Source organism: Paenibacillus sp. FSL L8-0436 (genome assembly GCF_038593025.1).
Lineage (GTDB): Bacteria > Bacillota > Bacilli > Paenibacillales > Paenibacillaceae > Paenibacillus_AQ.
Window position 1 is genome coordinate 2201362 of record NZ_CP151955.1, and the last position, 24127, is coordinate 2225488.

A 24127-nucleotide genomic window follows, 5' to 3' on the forward strand; every position below is an offset into this window, starting at 1 on the left:
ATTTTAGAGATATGTATGCGCTTGATTAATTGACCATAGGAAAAAAGAGAACTATAATTGGTATAAAATGGTATGTAAAGGAGAGATATAGAAATTGCTGGAACTAGATGGGGTGAATGCGGATTCTTTGGTTGACATGCTCAAACTATCATTTTCGTGGGAGAACTGGTCAGCCGTAATTGAAATTTCAGACAAATTATTTGAAATTATCGCCATCGCATATGAAACCTCTCAGTATAATACCAAGACACCTCAAAAATATCAGTTAAAAAGAAATATTGTCTACTATTTTGGGTATAGCTTATTAATGAAGGGAGTCGCTTACCAAAAGGTGGGACAATACTCAGAGTCAAGAAAGTGTATTGATCAATATACTAAATTAAGCTGGATTAAGAACTTAGATGAAGAAGGCAAAGAGGAAGTTGAATACTACAAAAACATGGCTAAAGCAAACGGCTATGTGATCGAATTACTTGAGGGAAATGAAGAGGTTTTGCCGGAGTATGTTGTTTTTTTGCAAAGTATAGGTAAGGAAGAATTGTTAAATGGAATGTTAACAGTCCTTGAGTCTGCAATAAGATACAACTATTCTGTTGATTGGGTAATTGATTTATTTAAAGATCAAATCGGGCAGATCGGAAGTAAGGAGAAAAGAGAAGATGTAAGAAGTTATATAGATTATAAATATTTACACGCTACATACTTGTATAAAAGGAAAAATATCTCTGATTCCATAAACTTGATTCTCGATATTTTAATACTCAGTGGTAAACTTGAAGATGGAACAGGCTTTCGGAAGTCCGTTGCATTTTACGAATTGCTCAGAAGTGAAGCTTCAGATTCGCAACATGAGAGGCATCAAGAGATAATGAAAAATATCTTAGAGAGGGAGTTTTTGAACAATGAAAAAGATGATCTTGTTGCTGACAGCCGTATTCGTAATTAGTTCAGTCGTAGTTGTTACCTCTGCAAGTGCAAATAATACTCCGACGAAAAATTCGGTATCCGTTAACAGCATTTCTCTCAATAATCATGGAACAGGACACTAATTTACTTTTTCTTTTGATAAAGCTGTAAAATATTGTTGACCCTTAGAATGTGATATGAACGAAGACTCTACGCATTATGCAGGGTCTTCGTTCTATTATTAGGCTGATCCTGAATACGCCTTTCACTGGGGAAGGCAACAGTTTCACGTTAGCAGTCTGAAACTTCAACTGATATTTGTATAACATAGTTGTCCGGATTTTTTTCTGCCAAATAGTTGAGGAGATCCACTGAGTAAGCACTCCCGGAGATAGCCATTCCTTTGCTACTTATATATTTGTTTATAATTGAGTACGTTACGGGCATGGTTTCATACGATCCTCTATGATTCATGATGACATAACGTCCTTTGGGTTTGATGATCATCCGCTCCCCCAGAATCGGGGTCTTGAGCCTATTGGCAATATAATCCACATAATAATCTCCCGACTCCAGGCGGTCCTTGTCTAGAATGGTCCAAATCGGGAACTCGCAATCAATAAAATGATTCTCGCAATATTCCCGTTGTTCGCTTAATTTGTGAGCAAACTCCTTGTCACCATCGCCCTGTTGTAATTGTATGGCAATGAAATATTCCTCTTCACATTCCTCTATCGACGGCCTATCGTCTATCTCCCCCTGAGCTTGCTCCGTCATTTCAATAGCACCTTTCAATAGGCTTTGCATCCTTTTAATTTTATTCCGCTCGACTTCCAGGACATCCAGCTTCTGTTTGAGCAGCTCCAGGAGCAATGGGGTGTTCTGATTTTGCATGAATCCCTTGATTTCCTGAAGTGAACTCCCTGCCTTTTTCAGCACATTTATAATATCAAGCTTGTGTGAAGGACAGTCTGGATGAAGCACTGCTGGTTGCAGAGGGCTTGCCTCCTCAGGCTGCAGAAGCATTGAAAGAGGCAGGCCGTACTGCCTTTGACCACTCTTTTTTTATTATTCTTGCGGGTGTAGCTGTATTTTTGGCAGCAGCGTCGCTAATCGTCCGGTTAGCCGGAGGGCGGTCCAAGGCTCATGATCTTTTAAAGCTTTAGCGCCGGGCACCAGGAGGTGAAGAGAGGGGAGAGGGAGTAACGCAAAAAAGCCACTTCACGGTGTGAAGTGGCCCGAAATATCGTTACTCTATTATTGACGCAATGTCTTTAGCGCTCCGCTCCAAGCCAGCACTTGATCAAGCATCGCGTTTACATTTGCGGTATGCAGATCAGCCGGTTTGAAGACTGTACCGTTCTCGAAGTCTGTGAACAAGGACAACAGCGGGTGTACCCGGACATCCGCAACCTGCAGTTCACCGAGAATTCCACGCAAGTGTTCAGCAGCGCGTACACCGCCTGCAGAACCATAACTTACGATACCTGCAGCTTTATTGTTCCATTCATCACGGGCAGAATCCAGTGCATTCTTGAGTGCTCCCGTAAGGCTGTGATTATATTCCTGGGCAATAAATACGAATCCGTCAAGTGTGGCAAGCTTTGCTCCCCAAGCCTGAGCGGGTGCGTAATCATCACTTTCACCAAGCAGCGGCAATTTGAAATCAGCAATGTCCACGATTTCATAGTTGGCATCTCCGCGTGCGTCTGCGATTCCTTTTACCCATTCACCTACTTGCGGACTTACCCGTCCTTGACGAGTGCTGCCGAGTATAATACCGATGTTTAACTTTGTCATTTGAATTACCTCCTGAGTGATTTCTTAGTTATAGTTTCTAATAACTTCTATGTGTTTATTATAGCATATTACTTTTTTAAAGCAAGTGGTTTTTCGAAACTATTAATTTTTGAATTTGAGCAGAAATTACTAGGCGTACTACAAGTGGAAACGGCTTCGCCGTCCTCAAAAGGACGGTATCCGTTTCAGCGGGAAATAGAAGGATAATTTATAGCGTGAAGCATATAAAATCTTATATTTTAAAAAAATCCGCCAAAACGGCGGATTCTGATGCTGCTTATTGATCAATCTCAATGTCTCTATAATATTCATCTTTGAGAGTTTCCCAATGCTGTTTGTCTTCATCGGTAATGGTTCTAAGCACTTTGCAGGGGTTGCCCACAGCAATAACATTATCGGGAATATCCTTGGTGACTACGGCACCGGAACCGATGATCACATTGCTGCCGATGTTTACACCGGGATTTATTACTGTGTTTGCGCCGACCCACACGTTGTTTCCAATGGTAATCGGTTTGCCAAATTCGAGCATGGTATTGCGGACCTCTGTATCAATGGGGTGGCCGGCAGTATATACACCTACCCTTGGACCAAATAACACATTGCTGCCGATGGTTACGGGTGCCACGTCAATGATGATGCAGTCATAATTTGCATAAAAGTTATTGCCGATTGTGATGTTGCAGCCGTAATCGCAGCGGAAAGGGGGCTCAATATGTAAGGATTCCCCTGTAGAACGGAATAATTCCTTGAGCAATTGCACTCTATATCCTAACTGTTCTTCCGTACTGTTGTTGAACAAACGGGTGAGCATTCTGGATTTCTTATGGTCTCGGGCTAATTCCCCACCTCTGGCAAGGTACAGCTTGCCCGCTAGCATGTTTTCTTTGTTTGTCGCCATGATTGTGGCCTCCTGAAGTGTTCTTTATTATCTTTACTGCAAGATTGCCGCCAGAATTACCGGCGTTTCTCTATAAGCTGTAAAGAATACGTCATGCTGTCGAGTGTGATGGCAATAAGGCCGTTCATGTAATCATCATCAGGATCATCCAGCAGGATAAGCTGAGGCATATGTTCTGCGGGGATGATCTCCAGACAGCTTTCCAGAATGTGCTGCACATCTTCTTGTCTGAATTGCTCTCCCGTAAGCGCAATGGTCTTCGGATTAATAACCGCGGTCAATGAAGCTACAGCATGCACGGCCAAAGGGAGAAAGGTATCATCTCCACCTAAGCGGATGAACTGCTCTTCCCGGGAAATTCCAAAGGGCAAAAAAGAAACTTCGCCAGCAAACCGGGTATTTCCCTTGTGAATATGTCCGTCAATGATAATCCCCGAGCCCGGAAAGCTGCCGCGGATAAAGGTCAGCACCACGATGGTTGAGTCTTCATCATAGGACTGTTTGTTGTAGAATCCGTAGGCGGTGAGATTCATATCATTTTCTACAGTGACCTTGACGTTGTACTTCTCCTTAAGCAGTGATTCCAGCGGAACATTGATTAACGAATGGATATCACAAATATTAATAACACCTTGATGTACAAGACCCGGAATACCGATACCAACGGCCTTAATATTGTTATATTTCTGTGTGAGCGTTGCGACCAGATGATCCAAGCTTGCCGCGTCGATAAGCTCGGGTTCCAGCAGACCTTGTTCCACAAGTTCACCGGTTGAATTGGTGACCGCAAAAGTTAAGGATAACGAGCCGTCCTCCGTTTTGGCATAGATGCAGGCAATATAGGAGAAATCGGCATTGTACAGAAAACGCCTTGCCGGGCGTCCCCCGCTGGAAGCTTCCAGTTCGGTTTCAATAACCTCGCCGGTTTCGACCAGTTCATTGAGGATGTTTCCGCAGGTTGCTATACTTAACCCTGTAACGCTGGCTACCGCAGCCTTTGTGCCTTGCTTCATCGCTTTTAAGGCTTCCTTGATCAGCTCCTGATTTATCCTTTTGACGCGAATGGAATTGTTGGCGATCTGATTCATTGGGGGCATCCTCCATACCTTTGGAACTTTCAATATTGGTTATTAAAAGTATTGTAAATAATATATCCTGAGTTTTTGCAATTGTCCAGTAAGCCAAAGAAAAAAGCAGCCCTCACCAGGGCTGCTTTCTTAAGATCACAATATCCAATGGACTCAGACGGCTATTCCCGCCGGTATTTATCCCGGTCTGCTTCTGTAATTTCACGGATGACCCGGCAGGGATTGCCGGCTGCCAGCACACCGGAGGGAATGTCCTTAGTTACGACACTTCCGGCGCCGATGACCGTGTTGTCACCGATGGTCACGCCCGGCAGGACGCTTACGCCGCCGCCAATCCAGACGTTGTTTCCAACTGCAATCGGAAAGGCAACTTCCAGCCCTTGATTGCGCTGTTCCACGTCGAGTGGGTGCCCTGCAGTATAAAATCCGCAGTTGGGCGCTACGAATACATTGTCGCCGAAGGTAATCTTCGCCCCATCGAGCATTACACTGTTGTGGTTGATATAGAAATTTTCCCCGACCTCAATATTATAGCCATAGTCACAGACAAAAGGCTGTTCGATCAGGAACCGCTCTGCTGTGCTTCCCAGAAGTTTTTTGATGATTTCTTCTCTTCCTTCGGTATTTGCCGGATGCAGCCGGTTGTATTCATAGCACATTCCCTTAGCGTATAAACGTTCTTCGATCAATTCCTTGTCATAATTTGCATCGTACAATAAACCTAAATGTGATTTTTCTTTTTCTGTCATAACCAGCTGATCTCCACTTTCTATCATTTTATTTCCGTATATTAGTAAAATAGACCTTTAAATTTTACCATACGATTTCTATTTTATTCAAATAGGATGGAATTTACAGGTGAACTGATCTAAAATAAAAGTTGTGTACAAAACAACCGGAGCCATTAGAGCCGGATCTATGGAGAGGAGCAGTGTGAAATGAAGTATCGCAGATTGGGTGGAACAGGGCTTAAGGTCAGTGAAATCAGCTTGGGAAGCTGGCTGACTTACGGCGGTTACGTGGAACGTGAGAATGCCGTTAAAGCCATTGAAACCGCTTACGGATTGGGTGTTAATTTTTTTGATACGGCCAATGTATATGAAAAAGGAGCGGCGGAGAAAGTGCTGGGCGAAACTTTACGCGGATTTCCCCGCGAGTCCTATGTTCTGGCGACCAAGGTTTTCGGCGTTATGGGGGAGGGGCCCAATGACCGCGGATTGTCCCGCAAGCATATTACCGAGCAGTGCCATGCCAGTCTGAAACGGCTTGGGGCCGAATATGTGGACATTATGTACTGCCATCGCTATGATCCGGAAACTCCTATTGAAGAAACACTGCGGACACTGGATGATCTGGTCCGTCAGGGCAAGGTGCTCTATGTGGGTGTAAGTGAATGGACGGCAGCGCAAATGGCGGAAGCGCTCGCGGTCGCCGACCGTTACCTGCTGGATCATATCGTTGTTAACCAGCCTATTTATAATATGTTCGAACGTTATATTGAGAAAGAAATCATTCCGCTCGGCCAGCGCAAAGGAATCGGACAGGTTGTCTTTTCCCCGCTGGCCCAAGGTCTGCTGACGGGTAAGTACAGCTCCGTCTCTGATATTCCTGAGGACAGCCGGGCAGCTAAGCTGGACTGGATGCGTAAAGGGATAACGGATGAGAAGATTGCCAAAGTGCGTCAGCTTGAGGGTGTTGCGGCTGAATTGGACATTTCTGTCGGCAATTTGGCGCTGGCCTGGATTCTGCGTCAGCCTAATGTGGCAAGCGCGCTGGTCGGTGCAAGCCGTCCGGAGCAGGTTGAGGAGAATGTTCTGGCCTCAGGCATAGAGCTCTCCGGGGATATTGTGACCAAGATTGAAGAGATTCTGGGCTAAAGAGAGGAGCAGACAGAGATGAAGGTATTATTTATCGGAGGGACAGGATTAATCAGCGAGGCCGTCTCCAGACTGGCCGTTCAGCGCGGGATAGAGCTGTATCTGTTTAATCGCGGAGAGCGGGGCGAATTCGTGCCGGAAGGTGCGAAGGTGATCCAGGGAGATATCCGCAAGGGGGCGGAAGCCCGTGAAGTGCTGAAGGGGTATGAATTTGATGTTGTGGTAGACTGGATCGCGTTCACTCCTGAGCAGGTACAGCTCGACATCGAACTGTTTACCGGCAAGACGAAGCAATATGTCTTTATCAGCTCGGCATCGGCTTACCAGAAGCCGCAGCGGCATTACCGGATCACGGAAGAGACGCCGCTTGTCAATCCATACTGGCAGTATTCACGCGATAAAATCGCCTGTGAGGAACTGCTGCTGGAAGCCCATCACAGCAACGGCTTCCCGGTTACGATTGTCCGTCCGTCGCATACTTATGGCGTTACAGCAATTCCTGCAGCTTTGACGAGCTGGCAGCATCCCTGGTCACTGGTAGAGCGTATCCGCAAAGGCCAGCCCCTCGTGATTCATGGGGACGGAACCTCACTCTGGACGCTGACCCACAATACCGATTTTGCCAAAGGGTTTGTCGGCCTGCTGGGACATGCTGAAGCCATTGGAGAGGCTGTCCATATCACTTCTGATGAAGTGCTGAGCTGGAATCAGATTTATGCTGCCATTGGGGAGGCTGCAGGCAGAGAGCCGAAGGTTGTGCATATCTCCACGGATTTCATCGCAGCCCATACACCGGCGGGCACAGCGGATGGCCTGATCGGGGACCAGGCGGTAAGCAGTGTGTTCGACAACAGTAAAATCAAACGGCTTGTGCCGGATTACGAGGCTACGGTTCCATTCGCAGAAGGAGTGAAGCTGTCGGTGGCGTGGTTTGAGCGTCATCCTAAGCTGTGCTTGATGGACCAGGAATGGTCGAAGATGCTGGACAACCTGATCAGCAAACATGGCATCGATCCCAAGCTGCTTTCTTATTACGTTTAAGTTTAAGCTCATAGGGTGCACATAAGCTCAAAAGACGGTGATTCCTAATAAGGATCACCGTCTTTTTGTGGGGAATTTTGTTGCTTATACGTGCTGATGTGAGGCGTGGCATGAAACGGGGAATCTTGAATATACTCTCACTACCGAAATTCCCTTAAAAGGAGTCCTGGCCATGCCGACACATCCGTATGTCTCCCGTTTTTTTGTAAATTCCGATGCACGCCGTGAGAAGCTGATTTACGATCTGCCGGAATCCTGGTGGAGCCGCCCTTATGAATACGAGTGGTGTACAAACTTTATTTCACCCCATGATGTGGTGCTGGATGCCGCTTGCGGCATTTCCCATCCGCTGAAGTTCTATCTCGCCGGATTCAGCGACGAGGTTTATGCCTGTGATCTTGATGCCCGCATCCTGTCAAAGGAAGCGATCCTCCAGAACATTGCCGAAGATATCGGAGCCGAAGCGGCGCGGCAGGCGGGGGCGAGACGGACAACAAGTCTTCATCTGGCCCAGGCCGATCTCACCAAGCTGCCGTATGCCGATGAGAGCTTTGATACGATTTTTTGCATCTCGGTACTGGAGCATCTGTCGCTGGAGGATTCTGTGCGTGCGGTGCAGGAGTTCCACAGAACGCTGAACGGAGAGGGCCTGCTGGTACTGACCTTTGATTATCCTACAGTCAATCTGCCGCTGATGAACGACGTGCTGCTGCAGTCCGGATTCCAGTATTGGGGGGAGACGGATTTCAATCTTCCTGAGGATGCTGTGCGAACGGATTTGTGGGGCGGACTGAATTGTTTCAGAGCTGTGCTCAAAAAAGCGCAAAACTAGCAGGACTTTATACCCTTCTTTTAAGAATCTGCTTTCAGTATAGTAGAACAATATCTTATAAAAAGGGGCTAGAGTATTGAAAAGATTGGCAATCATTACAGTTATTTTGTGCCTGCTTGTTCCCTCGTCTGCTGTATTTAGCAAAGGAGCAGGGGGGCAGGAGAACATCACACTTGCTTTTGCCGGAGATATTCTGCTGGACGGTTTTGTAGGTGAGCAGATTGCAAAATACGGGGTTCATTTTCCATTCACCAAAGTGGCACCGGTCCTGCAGAAAGCGGATCTTGCGTTTGCGAATCTGGAGACGCCGGTATCGGTTAGAGGGAAGGCGGCCGAGAAGAACTTTGCCTTCCGCTCCAAGCCGGAAACACTGGGTGGACTCACCTATGCGGGAATTGACGGCGTGACCGTGGCCAACAACCATATCCTGGATTACGGGCAGAACGCCATGCTGGATACGTTGGTGCATCTGGACCGGCACAAGATCGGCCATACAGGTGCAGGCAACAATATTGAGGAAGCCTTCAAACCGTATATTAAGACTGTCAAAGGCAAACGGATAGCTGTGCTGGGCACAAGCCGCGTGTTATCCGGCACCTCCTGGTATGCCGGGAAAAACAATCCCGGAGCTGCTTCAGCCTACACTGCGGAGCCGCTGATGGGTGCGATTAAGAAGTCGGCTAAGGACAACGATTATACCATTGTGTATATCCATTGGAACCAGGAGTTCAAGGACTATCCCGAGGACTACGCCCGGACGCTGGCGAAGCAAATGATCGACTGCGGTGCGGATATTATCCTTGGCGCGCACAGCCACAACCTGATGGGGATCGAATATTACAAGCATAAGCCGATCTACTATTCGCTGGGCAATTTTGTGTTCAACCGTTCTACGCGCGGCGGAGAGAAGACCCTGCATTCGATGCTGGTCAACTTTACAATCAGCGATAGCGGCGTAACCGGCAAAATTACGCCGGTTAAGATTATCGGCGGACAGCCGAATTTTATGGGCAATGCCTATAATCAGGAGACCATCAAGCGAATGAACAAGCTGTCGTTCAATGCTGTCATAGCGGCAGACGGTACAGTTACAGAGGATCTTTGACCTCAATAATATAAAGAGCATGTGATCGAGCCTAATGGCTAATCACATGCTCTTTTTTTGTCATATGAAGTTTAACACTGTATTGAAATCAGCCCTTCACTGCCCCGGCGACAACGCCTTTAACAATATACTTCTGCAGGAAGATGAATACGACGATGGACGGCAGTACAGCCATTACCATGGCCGTCATCGCATATTGCCAGTCCGAAGTGTATTGGCCCACGAATGTATAAGCTGCAAGTGTAAGTGTCTTCGTATCCGGCGAGCCGTTGACCATAAGCAGCGGAAGCAGGAAGTCATTCCAGATCCACATGACGTCGATGATGACGATGGTCGTCGTTACCGATTTCAGCAGCGGGAAGATTACACTGAAGAACAGGCGGAAGCCGGAAGCCCCGTCGATCGTGGCGCTTTCATCGATTTCCAGCGGAATGCCTTTGACGAAGCCGTGATAGATAAATACAGCCAGCGGAGCTCCGAAGCCCCAATACAGCAGACCCAGTCCCCAAGTGCTTTCGGACAGGTTCAGGTTCTTGGCAGTCTGCAGTACGGTCAGCATGATCGACTGGAACGGAATGAGCATCGGCATGATGCAGAGGAAGTAGATCACTCCGCTCCATCTGGATTTTGTCCGTGCAAGCTTATAAGCCGCAATGGACGAAATGAACACGATTCCCAGCAGGCCGACGCCGGTAATAATGAAATTGTTCAGGAACAATCTTGGATAATTGATGAACTCCCACACATAGGAGTAGTTGCTGAAGGTCAACTTCTTCGGCAGGGCAATAACGTCAGTCATGACCTCACTGAAGCTTTTCAGAGAGTTGATTACGGTCAGGAACAGCGGATACAAGAACAAAAGAGATAGGAGGACCAGAACAACTTCCAGAATGATCTTGCCCGCTTTGCTGTTGTTTGTTTTCATTATGCCTCAACCTCTCTTCTCTTGAAGAACGTAAGCTGGATGATCGTCACGACAAGCACAGCCAGGAAGAGGATGAGCGCTTTTGCCGTACCATATCCGTACAGATTGTTCTGGAAGGTATCCCGGTAAATATCATAAGCGATACTGTAGGTAGTTCCGCCAGGGCCGCCGCCGGTCAGCGACAGGATAACGTCGAACACCTTGATCGAGTTGGTCAGGGCCATAAATACCGAAATGGTGATGGATGGAGCAAGCAGCGGCAGGGTGATGCTGAAGAATCTTCTCAGCGGTCCGGCACCGTCCACGGTGGCTGCTTCCTTCAGGTCTTCAGGTACAGATTGCAGACCGGCAATATAGATGACGAGATAGAAGCCGACCGATTGCCATATGGAGACTCCTAAGATCGAGATAAAGGCCAGTCCCGGCGTCCCTAGCCAGCTTAGGTCGAATATGCCCCAGCCTGTACTTTCTCCGAGGGAGTTGAAGCCTTGCATGAAGATGAATTTCCAGATGAAGCCGACGATAACAAGACTGAGGATATAAGGGATAAAGAAAGCCGCTCTCAGCCAGGAAGTCGTCTTCAGCTTCATGTCCAGAAGCACGGCCAGCAGGATGGCCAGCACGTTAACAAGTATGATGTAGAGCACCGCATATTTGATGGTGAACCACGCCGAATCGGAGAAGTTGGTATCTCCGGTGAAGATCTGCTTGAAGTTATCCAGTCCGACAAATTTGGGGTGTTTGGATATCCCGTTCCATTTGGTCATCGAATAACGGATGGTCATGGCAAAAGGAATGTAGAATGCTACAGCGATACAGATCAGAACAGGAAGCGTGAAAATTCCGAATTCTATTTTCTCACGCCATTTTCTGCCGAGTGTTTTTAACATGGAAGCACCTCTTCTTGTATTTATAGGGTGGGAGTAATGTGCCTGGCTTGCCACACATAACCATTCCGGTTAGTCTATATTGTGTATTATAGAGCAGACCCCTATACTCAAAAATGGATTTAAGAGTACAGTTAGGGGTAAAAAGGTGAACTGAAAAGAACACCAAAAAGATGCTGAAGCTGGAGAAAAGGGTCCTGGCATTTTATGGAGGCCACCATTTCCGGTATTGAACCCTGCAAGCAAAGGAGGCCGCCGCACATCATTAGATCAATTCTGCATAAGCTGTTTGAGCCTTTACTGGAGCGGATTTCACGCCGTCTGGCGAATAAGCTGATTCTGCTGTTCACGACCATTATTATCCTGGTGGTTACCTCGCTGACGTTCATTTCCTATGGAATGCTGCGCAAGGAATCAGTGAACAGCAGAATAACGAGCACAAGCAACAACTTGCTGCTGGTCGGCCGTAATCTGGAGAGTTACCTTGACGGGATCGAGCAGCTGTCCCTGCCGCAAATCTCCTATGATGAGATTACTTACGCCATCATGCACGAATCGGAAGATTATGCTTCCAAGATGTATGTGGAGGATTACCTGAAGAACCTCTATTTTTCACGCAATGACCTGGAGGCCATAACCCTCTACGTGATCAAAGAGCAGAAGTATTATTATGTCACCAAAGAGAACTATAATATTACAATCCGGGTCGCCCAGCACCCCCCGATTGAGAATCTCACCTGGTATAAGCGTGCGCTGGCAAGCCCGTTTAACCGTTCTTATCAATCCTTTGTGCAGGACACTTCGGAACAGGATGACTATCCTATTAATAAAGACAAAAGCTTCATGGGCTACCACAGGCTGCTCCGTTCAATCGCGTCCAGAGAACCGCAGGCGGTATTGTCCTTGTACTTCAACTCCAGCGTCACCGATGAGATCATGAAGGACATTCCGTTCAACAGCGGAGAGCATTTGATGTATGTCAGCCCGGATAATGAGGCGTTTGTGGTGGATGACCGTGAATTTTATGCCAAAAGTGAAGCGGCAGGCCTGCTGGACCAGCTGACCCCAGCCCAAGGCGGACGACTTACGTGGTCGGCTGATGAACAAAAATATCTGGTGATCTATGACATTAATAAAAAAGAGGGCTGGAAGCTGATCAAGCCGATTCCCTACAAAGAAATTTATGAAGCGGCGACAACGACACGTAAATTAAACTACTTCATTGGCCTGCTGTTTCTGATCGTCTCGGTGATCCTTGTCAGCTTCATCTCCAACAGGATCACAAATCCGCTGAAAAATCTGTCGCTGCAAATGAAGCGGTTCAGTACCGGCAGCTTTGATGCCGAGGCACAGGTGGAGGGCAACGATGAGATCGCGTATCTGTCGCGCCATTTCAATAAGATGGTGGAGAAAACCAATGAACTGATCAATGAACGTTATAAAATGAAAATCGTCGAGAAAAACGCGGTGCTCAAAGCGCTGGAGGCGGAGATTAACCCGCATTTCTTATACAATGCCCTTCAGGCGATTTCTACGAAGGCATTGAAGAACAACAATGACGATATCGTTGAGATGGTTGATAATCTGGCTTTGACGTTGCGTTACTGCATCAGCGGACGTGATGTTGTTGCGGCCAGGGAAGAGCTGAGGCATATTGAACGCTATTTGGCGCTGCAGAAGGCCCGTTTCGGGAGCCGGATGCAGATCGTCTACGATTGGGACGAGACCTTGCTGGAGCTGAGTATTCCCAAGCTGTCCATTCAGACGCTGGTGGAGAACTGCATTAAGCATGCGCTGGAGAGGGTATCCTCTACAGTCACGATCAGGATTGTGGCGCGGATTACTCCAACCTACAATGTGATTTCTGTACTGGATGACGGGCCTGGCATTAGCGGGGAACGGCTTGCGGAAGTGCTGAGCTCGCTGCAGATCCAGTGGGAGGAATTTGGAGGAGACCTGTCCGATGACGGAAATGAAAGCATCGGGCTGAAAAATTTGAATACACGGCTGAAGCTCTTATATGGAGAAGAAGCGGGTCTGGCGATCAGCAGTAATGAGCACGGAACGGCAATGGAAATGCAATTACCGCAGGGAGGTCTGGGACAACATGTATAAAGTACTGATCATAGATGATGAAGAGCCGCTGCGCGAAGCCATAAACATTCTGGGGGACTGGAAGGGACTAGGGGTAGATCAGGTGCTGGAGGCTACGGACGGCAACGTTGGACTGGCCATGCTGCGGCAGCACAAAATAGATATCGCGCTTGTCGATATGAAGATGCCGGAGCTGAACGGCAGCCAGCTGCTGCAAATCGCCGAGCATGAATTTCCGGATCTGCTGCTGATTGTTATCAGTGGCTACAATGATTTCGAATATACCCGGCAGGCCATCCGTTCCAAGGTTGTCGACTATTTGCTGAAGCCGGTTAACCGGACTGATCTGAACAGTGCGCTGCACAAGGCCGTCGACCTGCTGGAGGCGAAACGCAAGAAAGAAAGCGAATTTATCAGCCAGAACATCACGCTGAACATGTCCATTCCGAAGCTGAAGGAGAAAATGTATCTGTCGATTATCGAGCGCAGCTTCAAGAACCAGTCCAATGAAGCCTTTTTGCCGCTGATCGGTGCAGATACACCCGGCCATTTTTTTGCTGTTGGGATTGTCCGGCTGCTCAATCTGGAGCAGGTCCGCAAGGGTAGATTTCATGAGGACCGGGATCTGATGCATTTTGCCGTAACGAATGTCATTAATGAGAACAGCGGCGGGGATTTTGAAGCGTTCAGCTTCGTCAGCCCCCGGGCAGAGCGTGAATTTATCGCTATCTTTACCATGAAGGGCGGTTACGGGCAGGATGCGGCCTTTCTGTCCCTGCATCATATGAAAAAGGCTGCTTCGACTTTGAAGGAGTTGTTCGGAATTGCCTGTGCAGGAGGCATTGGAGAGCCTTATAGCGATTGTATGGATATCGCACAGTCGTATGACACCGCCACAGCGTCGCTGGACGCCATTGATCTGCTGAATCTAAAGAGCGGCATTGTTGCTGACGGTGCAGGTACTAAACTACCAGTTAAGGACAGCCCTTCTCTGACTGGCCGGATGCCGCTTATCCGCAATGTTTTGGAGAGCGGAAATGTGAATCATGCCAAAAGCATCCTCGGCGAATTCACCGGACAATGGCAGTCTTCCGGGCATTTCAGCCTCGGTGCGGCTGACCGGACGATTCAAGAGTTCATTATTCTGCTGAACGATATCGCCAAGGAACTGAATGCGGTTCCTGAACGGCTGCGCGGCGGCAAAGACAAGGGATTGCGCGGGCTGGGGATCGCCGGTGATTTTGCCTCCTTTGAGCAGTTTGAAGGCGTGCTGAATCATATTCTGGATGTCTATGCCGGTGAAATCGGCAGATCCCTTGCCGGTAACCGCGGCAATGTACTGGAAAATATTAAAGCATACATTGATAACCACTATTTCGAGAATATTAAAATATCGATGTTCACGGATAAATATTTCCTGAGCAGAGAATACTTGATGAAGCTGTTCAAGGCCCAATACAGTTACGGCATTCATGAGTATGTACAAAAGGTAAGAATGGACAAGGCCAAGGACCTGCTGTCTGATCCTGCCCTCAAAATCCAGGATATCTCCGAGATGCTGGGCTATAAGGACAAAAACTATTTCAGCAAGGCGTTCCGCAATTATTACGACTGTTCACCTTCTGAATTCAGGCTCCTGCTGCCCGGGGTAGAAAAGTGAAACGGTTACATTAGCCCACTTTTTTACCCTTATAAGTTCACTTATGTACATTCTTATCCTTTTTCTTTTTATTTAGAATAGCAACAAGACCACACAAGATGCATAAGAAAGAGGGGGCAACATCATGTTAAAACGATTTATGGGACTATCTGCAAGTCTGCTGCTCGTCGGCGGTCTGCTGGCCGGTTGCGGCGGGAACAACAATAATGCCGCTACTAATAATACGGCTGGTACAAATGGGACGGATAATGCTGCCACAACTGATTCTTCCAAGCCCGTAACGATTAATATGTTTACCGCATCTCCGGAGTACACCGATGCGTTCAATGCCTACATCGCAGAATACAAAAAGGTAAAACCGAACGTTACCATCAACCTGGAAATTATGCAGGCTGACTACAATACGGTACTTAAATCGAAAATTGCTGCCGGCAGCACTCCTGACGTGTTCCAGACGACAGCCGGTGGAGATATTGATACCTTTGCTGAATACAGTGCCGATCTTACGAATGAGCCGCTTGCGGCAGCGATGACCGATGCGGTCCGCTCCAATATGAGCTCTACCGACGGCAAGGTGCTGGGACTTCCAGTGAAAGGCAACCTGTTCGTACTGATGTATAACAAAAAACTGCTGTCTGATGCCGGAATCACAGAAATTCCAAAGACAACCGCCCAGCTGGATGATGCGATCACCAAGCTGGAGGCAAAAGGCATTACACCGTTCGCCAATGCCTACAAAGAGTGGTGGGTATGGAAGCACATCTTCCAACACTTTGTGGATGCGGCTGCAATCGATGCGGGAACAGACGCTAAAACGCTTGTAGCGGATTTCATCGCCGGCAAGACGACCATCAAGGATCACCCGCTGCTGTACAATAACTTCTTTAATTACATTGACACTACAGTTAAGCACGGTACGGACAAGCCGCTGGAGCGCGACAGCAATGCTCAAGTCAGCGACTTCGCTCTAGGCAAAACCGCATTCATGAACGGTAAAGGCGCATGGGATGAAGAAGCCATTAAGAAAATTACACCAGACTTTGACCTTGGCATCGCCGGCTACCCTGTCAGCGACAAACCGGAACAGTCCCAGATTATTACTGGTGCTGACCAGGCGCTGCGCATCAACAAGGATTCTGCTGTAGTTAAGGAAACTATTGAGTTCTTCAACTGGCTGTATACTTCCGAGTACGGCAAAAACTGGTTCTCCACCGTGGCTAAGGTAATCCCGCCAATCAAGGATGCCCCAATGCCTGACCTGCAAATGCCTAAGGAAATGGAAGAAATCCTGAAGACGGAGAAATCCGGTGACCTGTCGGTCAACTACTCCCTGGATACATTCCACCAGAAATTTGGTGAACTGATGCAGGCTTACATCGGCGGCAGCAAAACTAAGGATCAAGCGATCAACGAAATTCAGAAAGCCTGGATCCAATTCGGATCGGCTCAATAAAACATTTCGATGTGGGACGGTCTCGAAGGTAAGATTCATTTACCGGGGGGCCGTCCCTTTTTTGTTGGCGGGAGGCGAAAGTTAAAGAAACAAATTATAATTATATAAGACACCAACATATGGCAGGAGGCTAAATTAAATATGGACAGCAAGATCATTGAAATCGCCGAAAATGGACTTTATCTTACGATTGAAATTACACCGGAGCAGGATGTCCGGCTGCTCCACTTCGGAGCGTCACCTTTGGAAGCCGGGGCTATCGCCGACAAGAATAAACCGGGCTTCCGGCTGCTGGAGCTGCAATTGTCGGGTGAAGACCGCGCCGAATATCACGGGCGCACCCACCGGGCCTCCTATCCGGGGCTCCGGATGGTATATGCCGGGCACAGCGACACGGGGAATGCGCTGGGACGCAAGCTGGAGCTAACCTTGACCGATCACATTACGGGAATTCAGGCGGTACAGCATTTTCAGTTCTATAAGGGCGTGCAGATTGTACGCAGCTGGACAGTGCTGAAGAATGCCGGGGAAGCAGAGGCGGCCGTGGAATACATCTCCTCATTTGCTCTTACAGGTGTAGACAAGGAGGGAAGCGGAGACCGCAACGACAAGATCGAGGTAACCCTCGCGCATAGCGGGTGGCAGAGTGAGCTGCAGTGGCGGACCTACCGGCTGCCTGAGCTGGGGATGTCCCATCTGGCCGACCGCGGCTCGAAACGGATTGCCGCAAGCAATACAGGCTCCTGGTCAGCGGCAGAATTGCTTCCCATGGCTGTGCTGCACAACAAGGAGAGCGGGACAAGCCTGTTCTGGCAGATTGAGCATAACGGCTCCTGGCATTGGGAGCTGACGGATCAGTATGATCAGCTTACACTGCTGGCCAGCGGGCCTACAGAGCATGACAACCACTGGTGGCTGAAGCTGGCCCCGGGTGAGGAGTTCACCTCGGTGCCTGTAGCTGTGGGTGCTGTACAGGGAGGATTCCAGGGAGCAGCGGAACAGCTTACGGCGTACCGCCGGATGATCCGCAGACCCAATGAGGATAATGAGCTGCTGCGGATTATTTTTAACGACTATATGAACTGCCTGTGGGGAAGCCCGACGACGGAGAAGCTGCTGCCCTTAATCGACGCCGCCGCCGATGTCGGCTGTGAATATTTCTGCATCGATGCCGGATGGTATGCGCCTGGAGAGTGGTGGGATGGCGTAGGGCAGTGGGAGCCTTCCAGTGAGCGGTTCCCGGAAGGGATTAAATATGTGCTGGACTATATCCGCAGCAAAGGAATGATTCCCGGGCTATGGCTGGAGCTGGAGGTTATAGGCATCAACAGTCCGAAGCTGGCGGAGACCGATGGCAGCTGGTTTTTCATGCGGCATGGCAAACGGGTTAAGGACCGCAGCCGCTACCAGCTCGATTACCGCAGCCCGAAAGTGATTGAACATGCTAACGGTGTTATTGCCCGTCTGGTTGAGCAGTACGGCGTAGGATACATTAAGATGGATTACAACATCAATGCAGGCATTGGAACAGAGACAGATGCGGACAGCTTCGGCGACGGGCTGCTGCAGCATAATCGTGCCTATCTGGCCTGGCTGGACAGCATCTTTGTGCGTTATCCAAATCTTGTGATCGAGAACTGTTCCAGCGGCGGCATGCGTATGGATTATGCGATGCTCAGCCGGCACAGTATCCAGTCGACCAGCGACCAGGAGGATTATGTACAGTACGCGGCCATAGCCGCAGGCTCGCCGGCGGCACTGACACCGGAGCAGTCCGCGGTCTGGTCGTATCCGCTGCGCGAGGGCGATGATGAGGAAGTCATCTTCAATATGGTCAATGCGCTGCTGCTGCGTGTGCACCAGAGCGGACATTTGGCGGAGCTAGAGCCCCGCCGCAGAAAACTGGTGAAGGAAGCTTTGGATTATTACAAAACCATCCGCAGCGATATCCCGCATGCCACGCCTTTCTGGCCGCTCGGCTTGCCGGATAGCGGGGGCGAATGGGTTAGCCTCGGGCTGCGGCGCGGGGAACGCAGGTACGTCGCGGTATGGCGGATTGCCGGAGAAGCCGAGAATGTCCAATTGCCGATAGAAGAGCTGAAGGGGCTTGAACCAGCCATCGCCTGTGCCTATCCGCAGCAGCATGACTTGGCCTGGAATTGGGATAAATCAGCAGGAGTATTGACGGTGGTCCTCCCACCGGGAAAAACAGCGAGATTGTTTGAGATTACTTCGTAAAGTTCGTAAAGCCTGCAGCCAGGGCCGGTCCCCTTGAACCTGATTCTTGGGGAGCGGCTGCTGGTTCTTTTTTTGTACATATTGAGGAAAGTCTAAAATACAAATTCCGGAAGCCGATATACTAAATGGATGCTTCAGTAAAAAAGAATAAAGGAGTTGGTTTAATTTGTTGAAGGTAGTGCCACTCAGCAGCCTTAATCGTGCGGGGGCAACAATAGCAAGCCAGAAAAATCAGAATTCAGGGATTTCTTTTCAAAATGCATTATCGACAACGAATTCGGAAGCAGTTTTGACGGAATTGGAAAATAAATTCGGCATTAAGATCAATGTGCAAGCTATACCCAAGACCGAAGAAGCAGTAAAGAGTGTGTATTCCCACTGTGTTGGCAAAGGAAATGTTACGATCGCTCCCAATATACTGAATCAGTCGGCAACAGATCCACAATTGCAAAAAAAAGTAGAAGATATCATACAGGACCATTTTGCGTCCAGCGCTAATGATAAACCGGGGGATGCCAGCGGGGTAATTATACATCCGGATGGAAAAGCTACGTTTTGGGTTATTGGTGATTATTTGACACCTGCCGAGCGGGAAAAGATTCAAAAAGAAGTAGAGGCAGACCAAAAGAAGAAGGCGGAGCAGTCGGACTTGTTAAGTAAACTAAACAGCAGCACGCTCCTCTCACAATTTGGGTCATCTACAGAGACCTCCAGTAGTGTTGAAGAAGCAAATAACGTGTATATAAATAGTGTGCGTCAAGCCAGTATGGATTCAATGCTGCGGAAAAAGGATCTGTTTCATTTAAATGATTAATACCTTCTTGGATCATGATTACCGCCTAGGTCAACGCGTTTATGACCATTTAGGCGGTTTTTTGCTATGCCATTTGAATCTTCATTCTGCCAGTCCTCCTAATTTAACATTATTCCACAAAAAACTGTCAATGGCAGCCGTTTTCGGCTATTATAATTTATAAACATCGAATATTTTGTCGAATTGACTCTAAATTATAACGAATATTTTGTCGATAAATATCAAAAGTTGTTGAAAATTAAATTGACAGGAAAGAAATAGCACTTTAAAATGCAGATATAGCGTAATCATTACTACTATTTAGAAGCTATGATAGCTTTTAACACAAATGATTATATAAAGTGTTTATATCAAGGGAGGATGCATAATGATGAAAGCAACAGGTATTGTAAGAAAAGTAGATGAACTGGGACGTATCGTGATTCCGATTGAGCTTCGCAGAACAATGGGAATTGACATAAAAGACCCACTGGAGATCTTTGTTGATGGTGAAAAAATCATTCTCAGAAAATATGAGCCTACCTGCATTTTCTCTGGAAGTGCGGAAAACCTGATTAACTTCAAAGGTAAAATGGTAAGCAAAGATGTTCTTGATGAATTGATTTCAAGTTTTGACCATATCTAATTTCTTTTCCTAACCTTACAGATTCCAATGACAGCGGGGGACCGGTGGCAGACACGTTACAGTGTCCGCCACTGGTCCCCTTTTGTTAATCTCGACTCCATAGACAATTCACACTGCTTTCCTATATCATAAAGGAATGTAACCTAGAGCTGCATGTGCAGAGCAGAGATCACTCGCAAAACAATTTGGAAAGGATGAGTCACCTGATGCTAAAGAAACCGGAAGCAATTGTATTTGATATGGATGGAACGTTGTTCCAGACGGAAACCCTGTTATTGCCTGCTTACCATAAAATGTTCGATATCCTGCGGGAAGAAGGGCTGCATACCGGGCCGACTCCGCCGGAGGAACTTATTCTGGGCAGTCTTGGCATGCTGCTGGAGCAAATTTGGAAGAATGTAATGCCGGATGCCGATGAAGCTGTACACCGCCGGGCGGATGAACTGCTGCTGCAGATGGAGGTTGAGGGATTGGAAGCAGGCGGCACCTTGCTCTATCCAATGGTTAAGGAGACCCTTGCCGCACTTCATGAACGTGGAGTCAAGCTGTTCGTGGCCAGCAACGGGTTGGAGGATTACATCCACAGCATCGTTGTTGTGCATGAGCTGAAGGATTTGTTCGAGGGCTTGTACAGCGCTGGTGGACAAGGCACTGCGACCAAAACCGAGCTGCTGCGCATTCTGCTGGACAATCACGGGATCAGCAGCGCATGGATGGTTGGGGACCGTTCCTCCGATGTGCAGGCCGGCAAAGGAAACGGACAGACCGTAATCGGCTGTGCCTATGCAGGCTTCGGACGTCAGGATGAGCTGAAGGGCTCAGACGTTATTATTACTTCCTTCGATGAATTAATCGGATTGTACGACCGGGCTGAGTAACGGATAGAAGCGGGATGCTCCATTCCTGGTACATCTGCAGTTCAAGCCTGCCTACAAACACCCCTTGCTCCGCGGTGCTGCGGACAAGGGGCGTTATTTTTCTACTCTGGAAAAGATTAAGTATTTCGGCGGTTTGCCGGACAAAACGCCTGGAAAAATAGGTTGATAACCTATCTATTTTGTGATTTAATGCAGTAGTACTGTTAAATCTTTTGGATCGGACCGGAACGCACTAACCTGCGTTTTTTTACTGTCCTGTAACCCGTCGGGTGCGGCGTGAATATATTAATTGGTACTGAGGTGAGTCTGTTTGGTTAGATTGTCTGTGGTCGTACCGGTTTATAATGAAGAAGGCAATATCCGGGAGCTTCACCAGAGCATAACGGATGCGGTGCAAGAAAAGATGGACAGCTATGAAATTGTGCTAGTCGACGATGGCAGCAAGGACCGGACCGCCTTGATTCTGGATGAGATTGCACGGTCTGACAAGTCGGTGAAGGTCATTCATTTCGAGAAACATTGCGGGCAGACGGCTGCTGTCTGGGCGGGCATAAGGCAGTCCAGGGGAGAACTGGTCGCACTCATGGACGCCGATCTGCAAAGCGACCCGCGCGATATATTCAGGCTGATGCCCTTTATCGGCAGAGTGGATTTTGTGAACGGCAAACGGGAGAACCGGAAGGTTACTTTTTTGAAAAGGATATCCTCATGGATCGGCGACGGAGTAAGGAATTGGCTTACAGGCGAAAGGATCCAGGATTCTGTATCTCCCTTAAAACTTATGAGGCGGGAAGTGGCGGACAGCTTCTTTTTATACAATGGCATGCACCGTTTTTTGCCTACACTGGCCAAAATGAACGGATTTACAGTCATCGAGGTTACAGTAACGCATCAAGAGCGAAAACACGGACATTCCAAATATGGTGTGCTCAGTCCGGCAATTACAGGATTCGTAGACGCTGTTGTCATCGGTTGGCTAAAAAAAAGAGTCATCCGGTACCGCATCAGATCTATGCCTAATCCGGATTAACGAGAAGCTTTCTGAAATCGGGAGGAGGTGCGGCGGCTGGCCAAGTTTTTAAAGAAAGGGATAGAGTCATTATGAACAAATTCAATATTAAAAATAAATTATACAAGCCTATAGTATTATTCAGCTTAGTGTTGCTTATAAAGAGTGCAGTTGCCTGGTTTGTCGTCTTTAACGACGGTCCCAACTGGAGCATGGTGTTAACGGAAATCCCCTTTTTCATCATTGTGTTCAGTCTGATTGAATGGCTGGCCTCGAAGCGGAAGATATTGTACTACATGATCGCCAATCTGCTGATTACGGTTATTTATTTTTCCGTTCTGATGTATTACAAATATTACGGTGTGATCGCTACATATCATGCTTTGCAGCAAGCGGATAAAGTCACTAAGGTAGGGGAGAGCACGTATTCTCTGATCGCCCCCTATTACCTGTTTATCTTTGTGGATATTATTTTCTTCCTCTTCTTTATGTTCCGTCCCAAGTATATTGCCAAATGGAAGGAAAGAGGCTTGAAACGCATGAACCGGGCAGTTCTGCTGGTCATCACGGCCGTTTCCATCGGACTCTGCTTCTTTAGCATCTGGCCTAATCATGCGAGCATGAATGAGATTAAAAAAGCGGAGAGTATGGGGATTCTCAATTATGAGCTGTATACCCTGTTTGCGGATACCACCGAGGACGAGGAGCTTATTGACAGCAAGGAGATTACCCAGCAGGCGGTCAATGAGCTGAAAGGAATCCAGGAGCCGGCATCACCGCAATTTTATGGGGCTGATAAAGGCAAAAACCTCATTGTGGTGCAGATGGAGTCGTTCCAGAGCTTCTTGCTCGGACTGACCATTGACGGCCAGGAGATCACTCCCAATCTTAATAAGCTGGTAAAAGAAAACACGTATTTCAACAATTTTTATACGAATGCGGGCCAAGGGACAACTTCGGATGCGGAGTTTGTGGTGAACACCTCTTTCTACGTTCCCAAGAATGAGCCGGCTACCTCTTCGGCGTATATGGAGAAATCCGTGCCGAGTTTGCCGAAGCTGCTAGCCTCGAATGGCTATGACACGGCAACCTTCCACACCAATAGTGTGGATTTCTGGAACCGCAAGGAGTTATACAAAGCGGTAGGCTTTGACACCTATTATGACCAGTCCTTTTTTGGCGACGATGACCATATCGCCTTTGGCGCATCGGATGAAGTGCTGTTTGCCAAAACAGTGCCGCAGCTGTCCCAGATGGATGCCGGGGATAAGCCGTTTTATGCGATGGTGATTTCGATGACCGCCCATCATCCCTACCATATGCCGGAAGATAAATATAAGATCGAGTTGCCGGAGCGCTTCGAGGGAACGCTGTTGGGGAATTATATTCGCGCCCAGAATTACGCGGATTATGCGATGGGGCAATTTCTTGAGGAACTGAAGACAAGCGGCCTGTGGGATGACAGCCTTATCGTCTTCTATGGCGATCACCAGGGACTGCCGATGTACACGCTTGGCAGCGATGAGAAGGAACTGATCAATGGACTGGTCGGCCATGAATATGGCTACACCGATATGTTCAACATTCCGTTCATCGTCCATTCGCCGAGTGCTAAACTGCCTGCGGTAATGGATCACACAGGCGGCCAAGTCGACATCTTGCCGACGGTGGCCAATCTGCTGGGTGTATCGGTTCAGAATCAGCTCCATTTTGGTGAAGATCTGTTCAATCAGCAGACTAACCTGCTGCCGGTCAGACATTTCCTGCCGACAGGCTCCTTCATTAACGACAAGAGCATTTATGTAACAGGGGATGCCTACGCGGACGGTACCAACTACAGTCAGCTGGATAACTCCACTCTTGAGGGCGGATCTACAGAAGCGCAATTTGATGCTGTACAACGTCTGCTGCATCTGTCCAATAGCTATATTTTGCAGCTGCCGGACCTGGAACAATAATCAAAAGCACAAAGTATAGGTTGTAAACCTACGCTT

General features: G+C 48.0%; 22 protein-coding genes. 15 read left to right on the plus strand and 7 right to left on the minus strand.

Translation table 11 applies throughout. From position 1 onward, the window contains the following. Positions 1-94 precede the first annotated feature (94 nt). A complete protein-coding gene (locus tag NSS79_RS09780; RefSeq protein WP_342439191.1) occupies positions 95-946 on the plus strand; it encodes a DNA-binding protein in 852 nt (283 codons plus the stop codon). Between the two features lie 251 nt (positions 947-1197). Here the strand turns inward: NSS79_RS09780 and NSS79_RS09785 are convergent, their stop codons facing one another. Beyond that, positions 1198-1800 (minus strand): hypothetical protein, encoded by a 603-nt coding sequence (locus NSS79_RS09785; RefSeq protein WP_342439192.1) that lies wholly within the window; start codon positions 1798-1800, stop codon positions 1198-1200. Positions 1801-1865: 65 nt separating this feature from the next. Here NSS79_RS09785 and NSS79_RS09790 point away from each other — a divergent pair, with 65 nt between their 5' ends. Next, entirely contained in the window at positions 1866-2072 is a 207-nt protein-coding gene (locus NSS79_RS09790) for a hypothetical protein (protein WP_342439193.1), read from the plus strand. Between the two features lie 91 nt (positions 2073-2163). Here the strand turns inward: NSS79_RS09790 and NSS79_RS09795 are convergent, their stop codons facing one another. The 4 genes from NSS79_RS09795 to NSS79_RS09810 form a co-directional block, all read right to left on the minus strand. Next, positions 2164-2706 carry an NADPH-dependent FMN reductase gene (locus NSS79_RS09795; RefSeq protein WP_076113308.1) on the minus strand — a complete coding sequence of 181 codons (543 nt, stop codon included), beginning with the start codon at positions 2704-2706 and terminating at the stop codon, positions 2164-2166. 277 nt (positions 2707-2983) lie between these two features. After that, positions 2984-3607: a sugar O-acetyltransferase gene (locus NSS79_RS09800; protein ID WP_342439194.1), complete on the minus strand. Its 624-nt coding sequence runs from the start codon at positions 3605-3607 to the stop codon at positions 2984-2986. A 56-nt stretch (positions 3608-3663) separates the two neighbouring features. Next, the gene (locus NSS79_RS09805; protein ID WP_342439195.1) at positions 3664-4695 is read right to left on the minus strand and encodes an ROK family protein; all 1032 of its coding nucleotides are present in this window, start codon (positions 4693-4695) and stop codon (positions 3664-3666) included. A gap of 161 nt (positions 4696-4856) precedes the next feature. Next, the gene (locus tag NSS79_RS09810; protein ID WP_342439196.1) at positions 4857-5444 is read right to left on the minus strand and encodes a sugar O-acetyltransferase; all 588 of its coding nucleotides are present in this window, start codon (positions 5442-5444) and stop codon (positions 4857-4859) included. Positions 5445-5633: 189 nt separating this feature from the next. On the opposite strand from NSS79_RS09810, the gene NSS79_RS09815 reads away from it, so the two are divergent. The 4 genes from NSS79_RS09815 to NSS79_RS09830 all read left to right on the plus strand — a co-directional run bounded on the left by NSS79_RS09815 (position 5634) and on the right by NSS79_RS09830 (position 9550). Then, positions 5634-6572, plus strand: coding sequence for an aldo/keto reductase family protein (locus NSS79_RS09815; protein WP_342439197.1), 939 nt, complete (start codon positions 5634-5636; stop codon positions 6570-6572). Positions 6573-6590: 18 nt separating this feature from the next. After that, the gene (locus tag NSS79_RS09820) at positions 6591-7613 is read left to right on the plus strand and encodes an SDR family oxidoreductase (protein WP_340899520.1); all 1023 of its coding nucleotides are present in this window, start codon (positions 6591-6593) and stop codon (positions 7611-7613) included. Positions 7614-7785: 172 nt separating this feature from the next. After that, a complete protein-coding gene (locus NSS79_RS09825; protein ID WP_340899519.1) occupies positions 7786-8445 on the plus strand; it encodes a class I SAM-dependent methyltransferase in 660 nt (219 codons plus the stop codon). A gap of 76 nt (positions 8446-8521) precedes the next feature. After that, the gene (locus tag NSS79_RS09830) at positions 8522-9550 is read left to right on the plus strand and encodes a CapA family protein (RefSeq protein ID WP_340899517.1); all 1029 of its coding nucleotides are present in this window, start codon (positions 8522-8524) and stop codon (positions 9548-9550) included. An 88-nt stretch (positions 9551-9638) separates the two neighbouring features. On the opposite strand, the gene NSS79_RS09835 is transcribed toward NSS79_RS09830, so the two are convergent. Then, the gene (locus tag NSS79_RS09835; RefSeq protein ID WP_038588763.1) at positions 9639-10475 is read right to left on the minus strand and encodes a carbohydrate ABC transporter permease; all 837 of its coding nucleotides are present in this window, start codon (positions 10473-10475) and stop codon (positions 9639-9641) included. Next, the gene (locus NSS79_RS09840) at positions 10475-11365 is read right to left on the minus strand and encodes a sugar ABC transporter permease (RefSeq protein ID WP_342439198.1); all 891 of its coding nucleotides are present in this window, start codon (positions 11363-11365) and stop codon (positions 10475-10477) included. The genes NSS79_RS09835 and NSS79_RS09840 overlap by 1 nt, the downstream gene beginning before the upstream one ends. Positions 11366-11569: 204 nt before the next feature. Between NSS79_RS09840 and NSS79_RS09845 the strand changes: the two genes are divergently transcribed. From NSS79_RS09845 to NSS79_RS09885, 9 genes are all read left to right on the plus strand, one after another. Then, entirely contained in the window at positions 11570-13477 is a 1908-nt protein-coding gene (locus NSS79_RS09845) for a sensor histidine kinase (protein ID WP_340899515.1), read from the plus strand. Next, positions 13470-15116 (plus strand): response regulator, encoded by a 1647-nt coding sequence (locus NSS79_RS09850; RefSeq protein ID WP_342439199.1) that lies wholly within the window; start codon positions 13470-13472, stop codon positions 15114-15116. The genes NSS79_RS09845 and NSS79_RS09850 overlap by 8 nt, the downstream gene beginning before the upstream one ends. 124 nt (positions 15117-15240) lie before the next feature. Next, complete coding sequence (locus NSS79_RS09855) at positions 15241-16569, plus strand: sugar ABC transporter substrate-binding protein (RefSeq protein ID WP_342439200.1); 1329 nt, start codon at positions 15241-15243, stop codon at positions 16567-16569. Positions 16570-16710: 141 nt separating this feature from the next. Beyond that, entirely contained in the window at positions 16711-18807 is a 2097-nt protein-coding gene (locus NSS79_RS09860) for a glycoside hydrolase family 36 protein (RefSeq protein ID WP_342439201.1), read from the plus strand. Positions 18808-18973: 166 nt separating this feature from the next. Then, complete coding sequence (locus NSS79_RS09865; RefSeq protein ID WP_342439202.1) at positions 18974-19621, plus strand: DUF6033 family protein; 648 nt, start codon at positions 18974-18976, stop codon at positions 19619-19621. A 367-nt stretch (positions 19622-19988) separates the two neighbouring features. After that, the gene (locus tag NSS79_RS09870; protein ID WP_038588784.1) at positions 19989-20246 is read left to right on the plus strand and encodes an AbrB/MazE/SpoVT family DNA-binding domain-containing protein; all 258 of its coding nucleotides are present in this window, start codon (positions 19989-19991) and stop codon (positions 20244-20246) included. Between the two features lie 194 nt (positions 20247-20440). Beyond that, the gene (locus NSS79_RS09875; RefSeq protein WP_179091881.1) at positions 20441-21124 is read left to right on the plus strand and encodes an HAD hydrolase-like protein; all 684 of its coding nucleotides are present in this window, start codon (positions 20441-20443) and stop codon (positions 21122-21124) included. A gap of 310 nt (positions 21125-21434) precedes the next feature. Beyond that, positions 21435-22154 (plus strand): glycosyltransferase family 2 protein, encoded by a 720-nt coding sequence (locus NSS79_RS09880; protein WP_340899509.1) that lies wholly within the window; start codon positions 21435-21437, stop codon positions 22152-22154. 71 nt (positions 22155-22225) lie between these two features. Beyond that, on the plus strand, positions 22226-24091 hold the full coding sequence (locus NSS79_RS09885) for an LTA synthase family protein (protein WP_342439203.1): 1866 nt from the start codon (positions 22226-22228) through the stop codon (positions 24089-24091). Positions 24092-24127: the final 36 nt, after the last annotated feature.

What these genes read in the sequence shown, in the direction of transcription:
- NSS79_RS09855 (WP_342439200.1), top strand. Translation starts at nt 15,241, where the DNA reads ATGTTAAAACGATTTATGGGACTATCTGCAAGTCTGCTGCTCGTCGGC.
- NSS79_RS09785 (WP_342439192.1), bottom strand. Translation starts at nt 1,800, where the DNA reads ATGCAAAATCAGAACACCCCATTGCTCCTGGAGCTGCTCAAACAGAAG.
- NSS79_RS09805 (WP_342439195.1), bottom strand. Translation starts at nt 4,695, where the DNA reads ATGAATCAGATCGCCAACAATTCCATTCGCGTCAAAAGGATAAATCAG.
- NSS79_RS09885 (WP_342439203.1), top strand. Translation starts at nt 22,226, where the DNA reads ATGAACAAATTCAATATTAAAAATAAATTATACAAGCCTATAGTATTA.
- NSS79_RS09845 (WP_340899515.1), top strand. Translation starts at nt 11,570, where the DNA reads ATGGAGGCCACCATTTCCGGTATTGAACCCTGCAAGCAAAGGAGGCCG.
- NSS79_RS09835 (WP_038588763.1), bottom strand. Translation starts at nt 10,475, where the DNA reads ATGAAAACAAACAACAGCAAAGCGGGCAAGATCATTCTGGAAGTTGTT.
- NSS79_RS09820 (WP_340899520.1), top strand. Translation starts at nt 6,591, where the DNA reads ATGAAGGTATTATTTATCGGAGGGACAGGATTAATCAGCGAGGCCGTC.
- NSS79_RS09795 (WP_076113308.1), bottom strand. Translation starts at nt 2,706, where the DNA reads ATGACAAAGTTAAACATCGGTATTATACTCGGCAGCACTCGTCAAGGA.
- NSS79_RS09810 (WP_342439196.1), bottom strand. Translation starts at nt 5,444, where the DNA reads ATGACAGAAAAAGAAAAATCACATTTAGGTTTATTGTACGATGCAAAT.
- NSS79_RS09815 (WP_342439197.1), top strand. Translation starts at nt 5,634, where the DNA reads ATGAAGTATCGCAGATTGGGTGGAACAGGGCTTAAGGTCAGTGAAATC.
- NSS79_RS09840 (WP_342439198.1), bottom strand. Translation starts at nt 11,365, where the DNA reads ATGTTAAAAACACTCGGCAGAAAATGGCGTGAGAAAATAGAATTCGGA.
- NSS79_RS09860 (WP_342439201.1), top strand. Translation starts at nt 16,711, where the DNA reads ATGGACAGCAAGATCATTGAAATCGCCGAAAATGGACTTTATCTTACG.
- NSS79_RS09850 (WP_342439199.1), top strand. Translation starts at nt 13,470, where the DNA reads ATGTATAAAGTACTGATCATAGATGATGAAGAGCCGCTGCGCGAAGCC.
- NSS79_RS09870 (WP_038588784.1), top strand. Translation starts at nt 19,989, where the DNA reads ATGATGAAAGCAACAGGTATTGTAAGAAAAGTAGATGAACTGGGACGT.
- NSS79_RS09825 (WP_340899519.1), top strand. Translation starts at nt 7,786, where the DNA reads ATGCCGACACATCCGTATGTCTCCCGTTTTTTTGTAAATTCCGATGCA.
- NSS79_RS09800 (WP_342439194.1), bottom strand. Translation starts at nt 3,607, where the DNA reads ATGGCGACAAACAAAGAAAACATGCTAGCGGGCAAGCTGTACCTTGCC.
- NSS79_RS09875 (WP_179091881.1), top strand. Translation starts at nt 20,441, where the DNA reads ATGAGTCACCTGATGCTAAAGAAACCGGAAGCAATTGTATTTGATATG.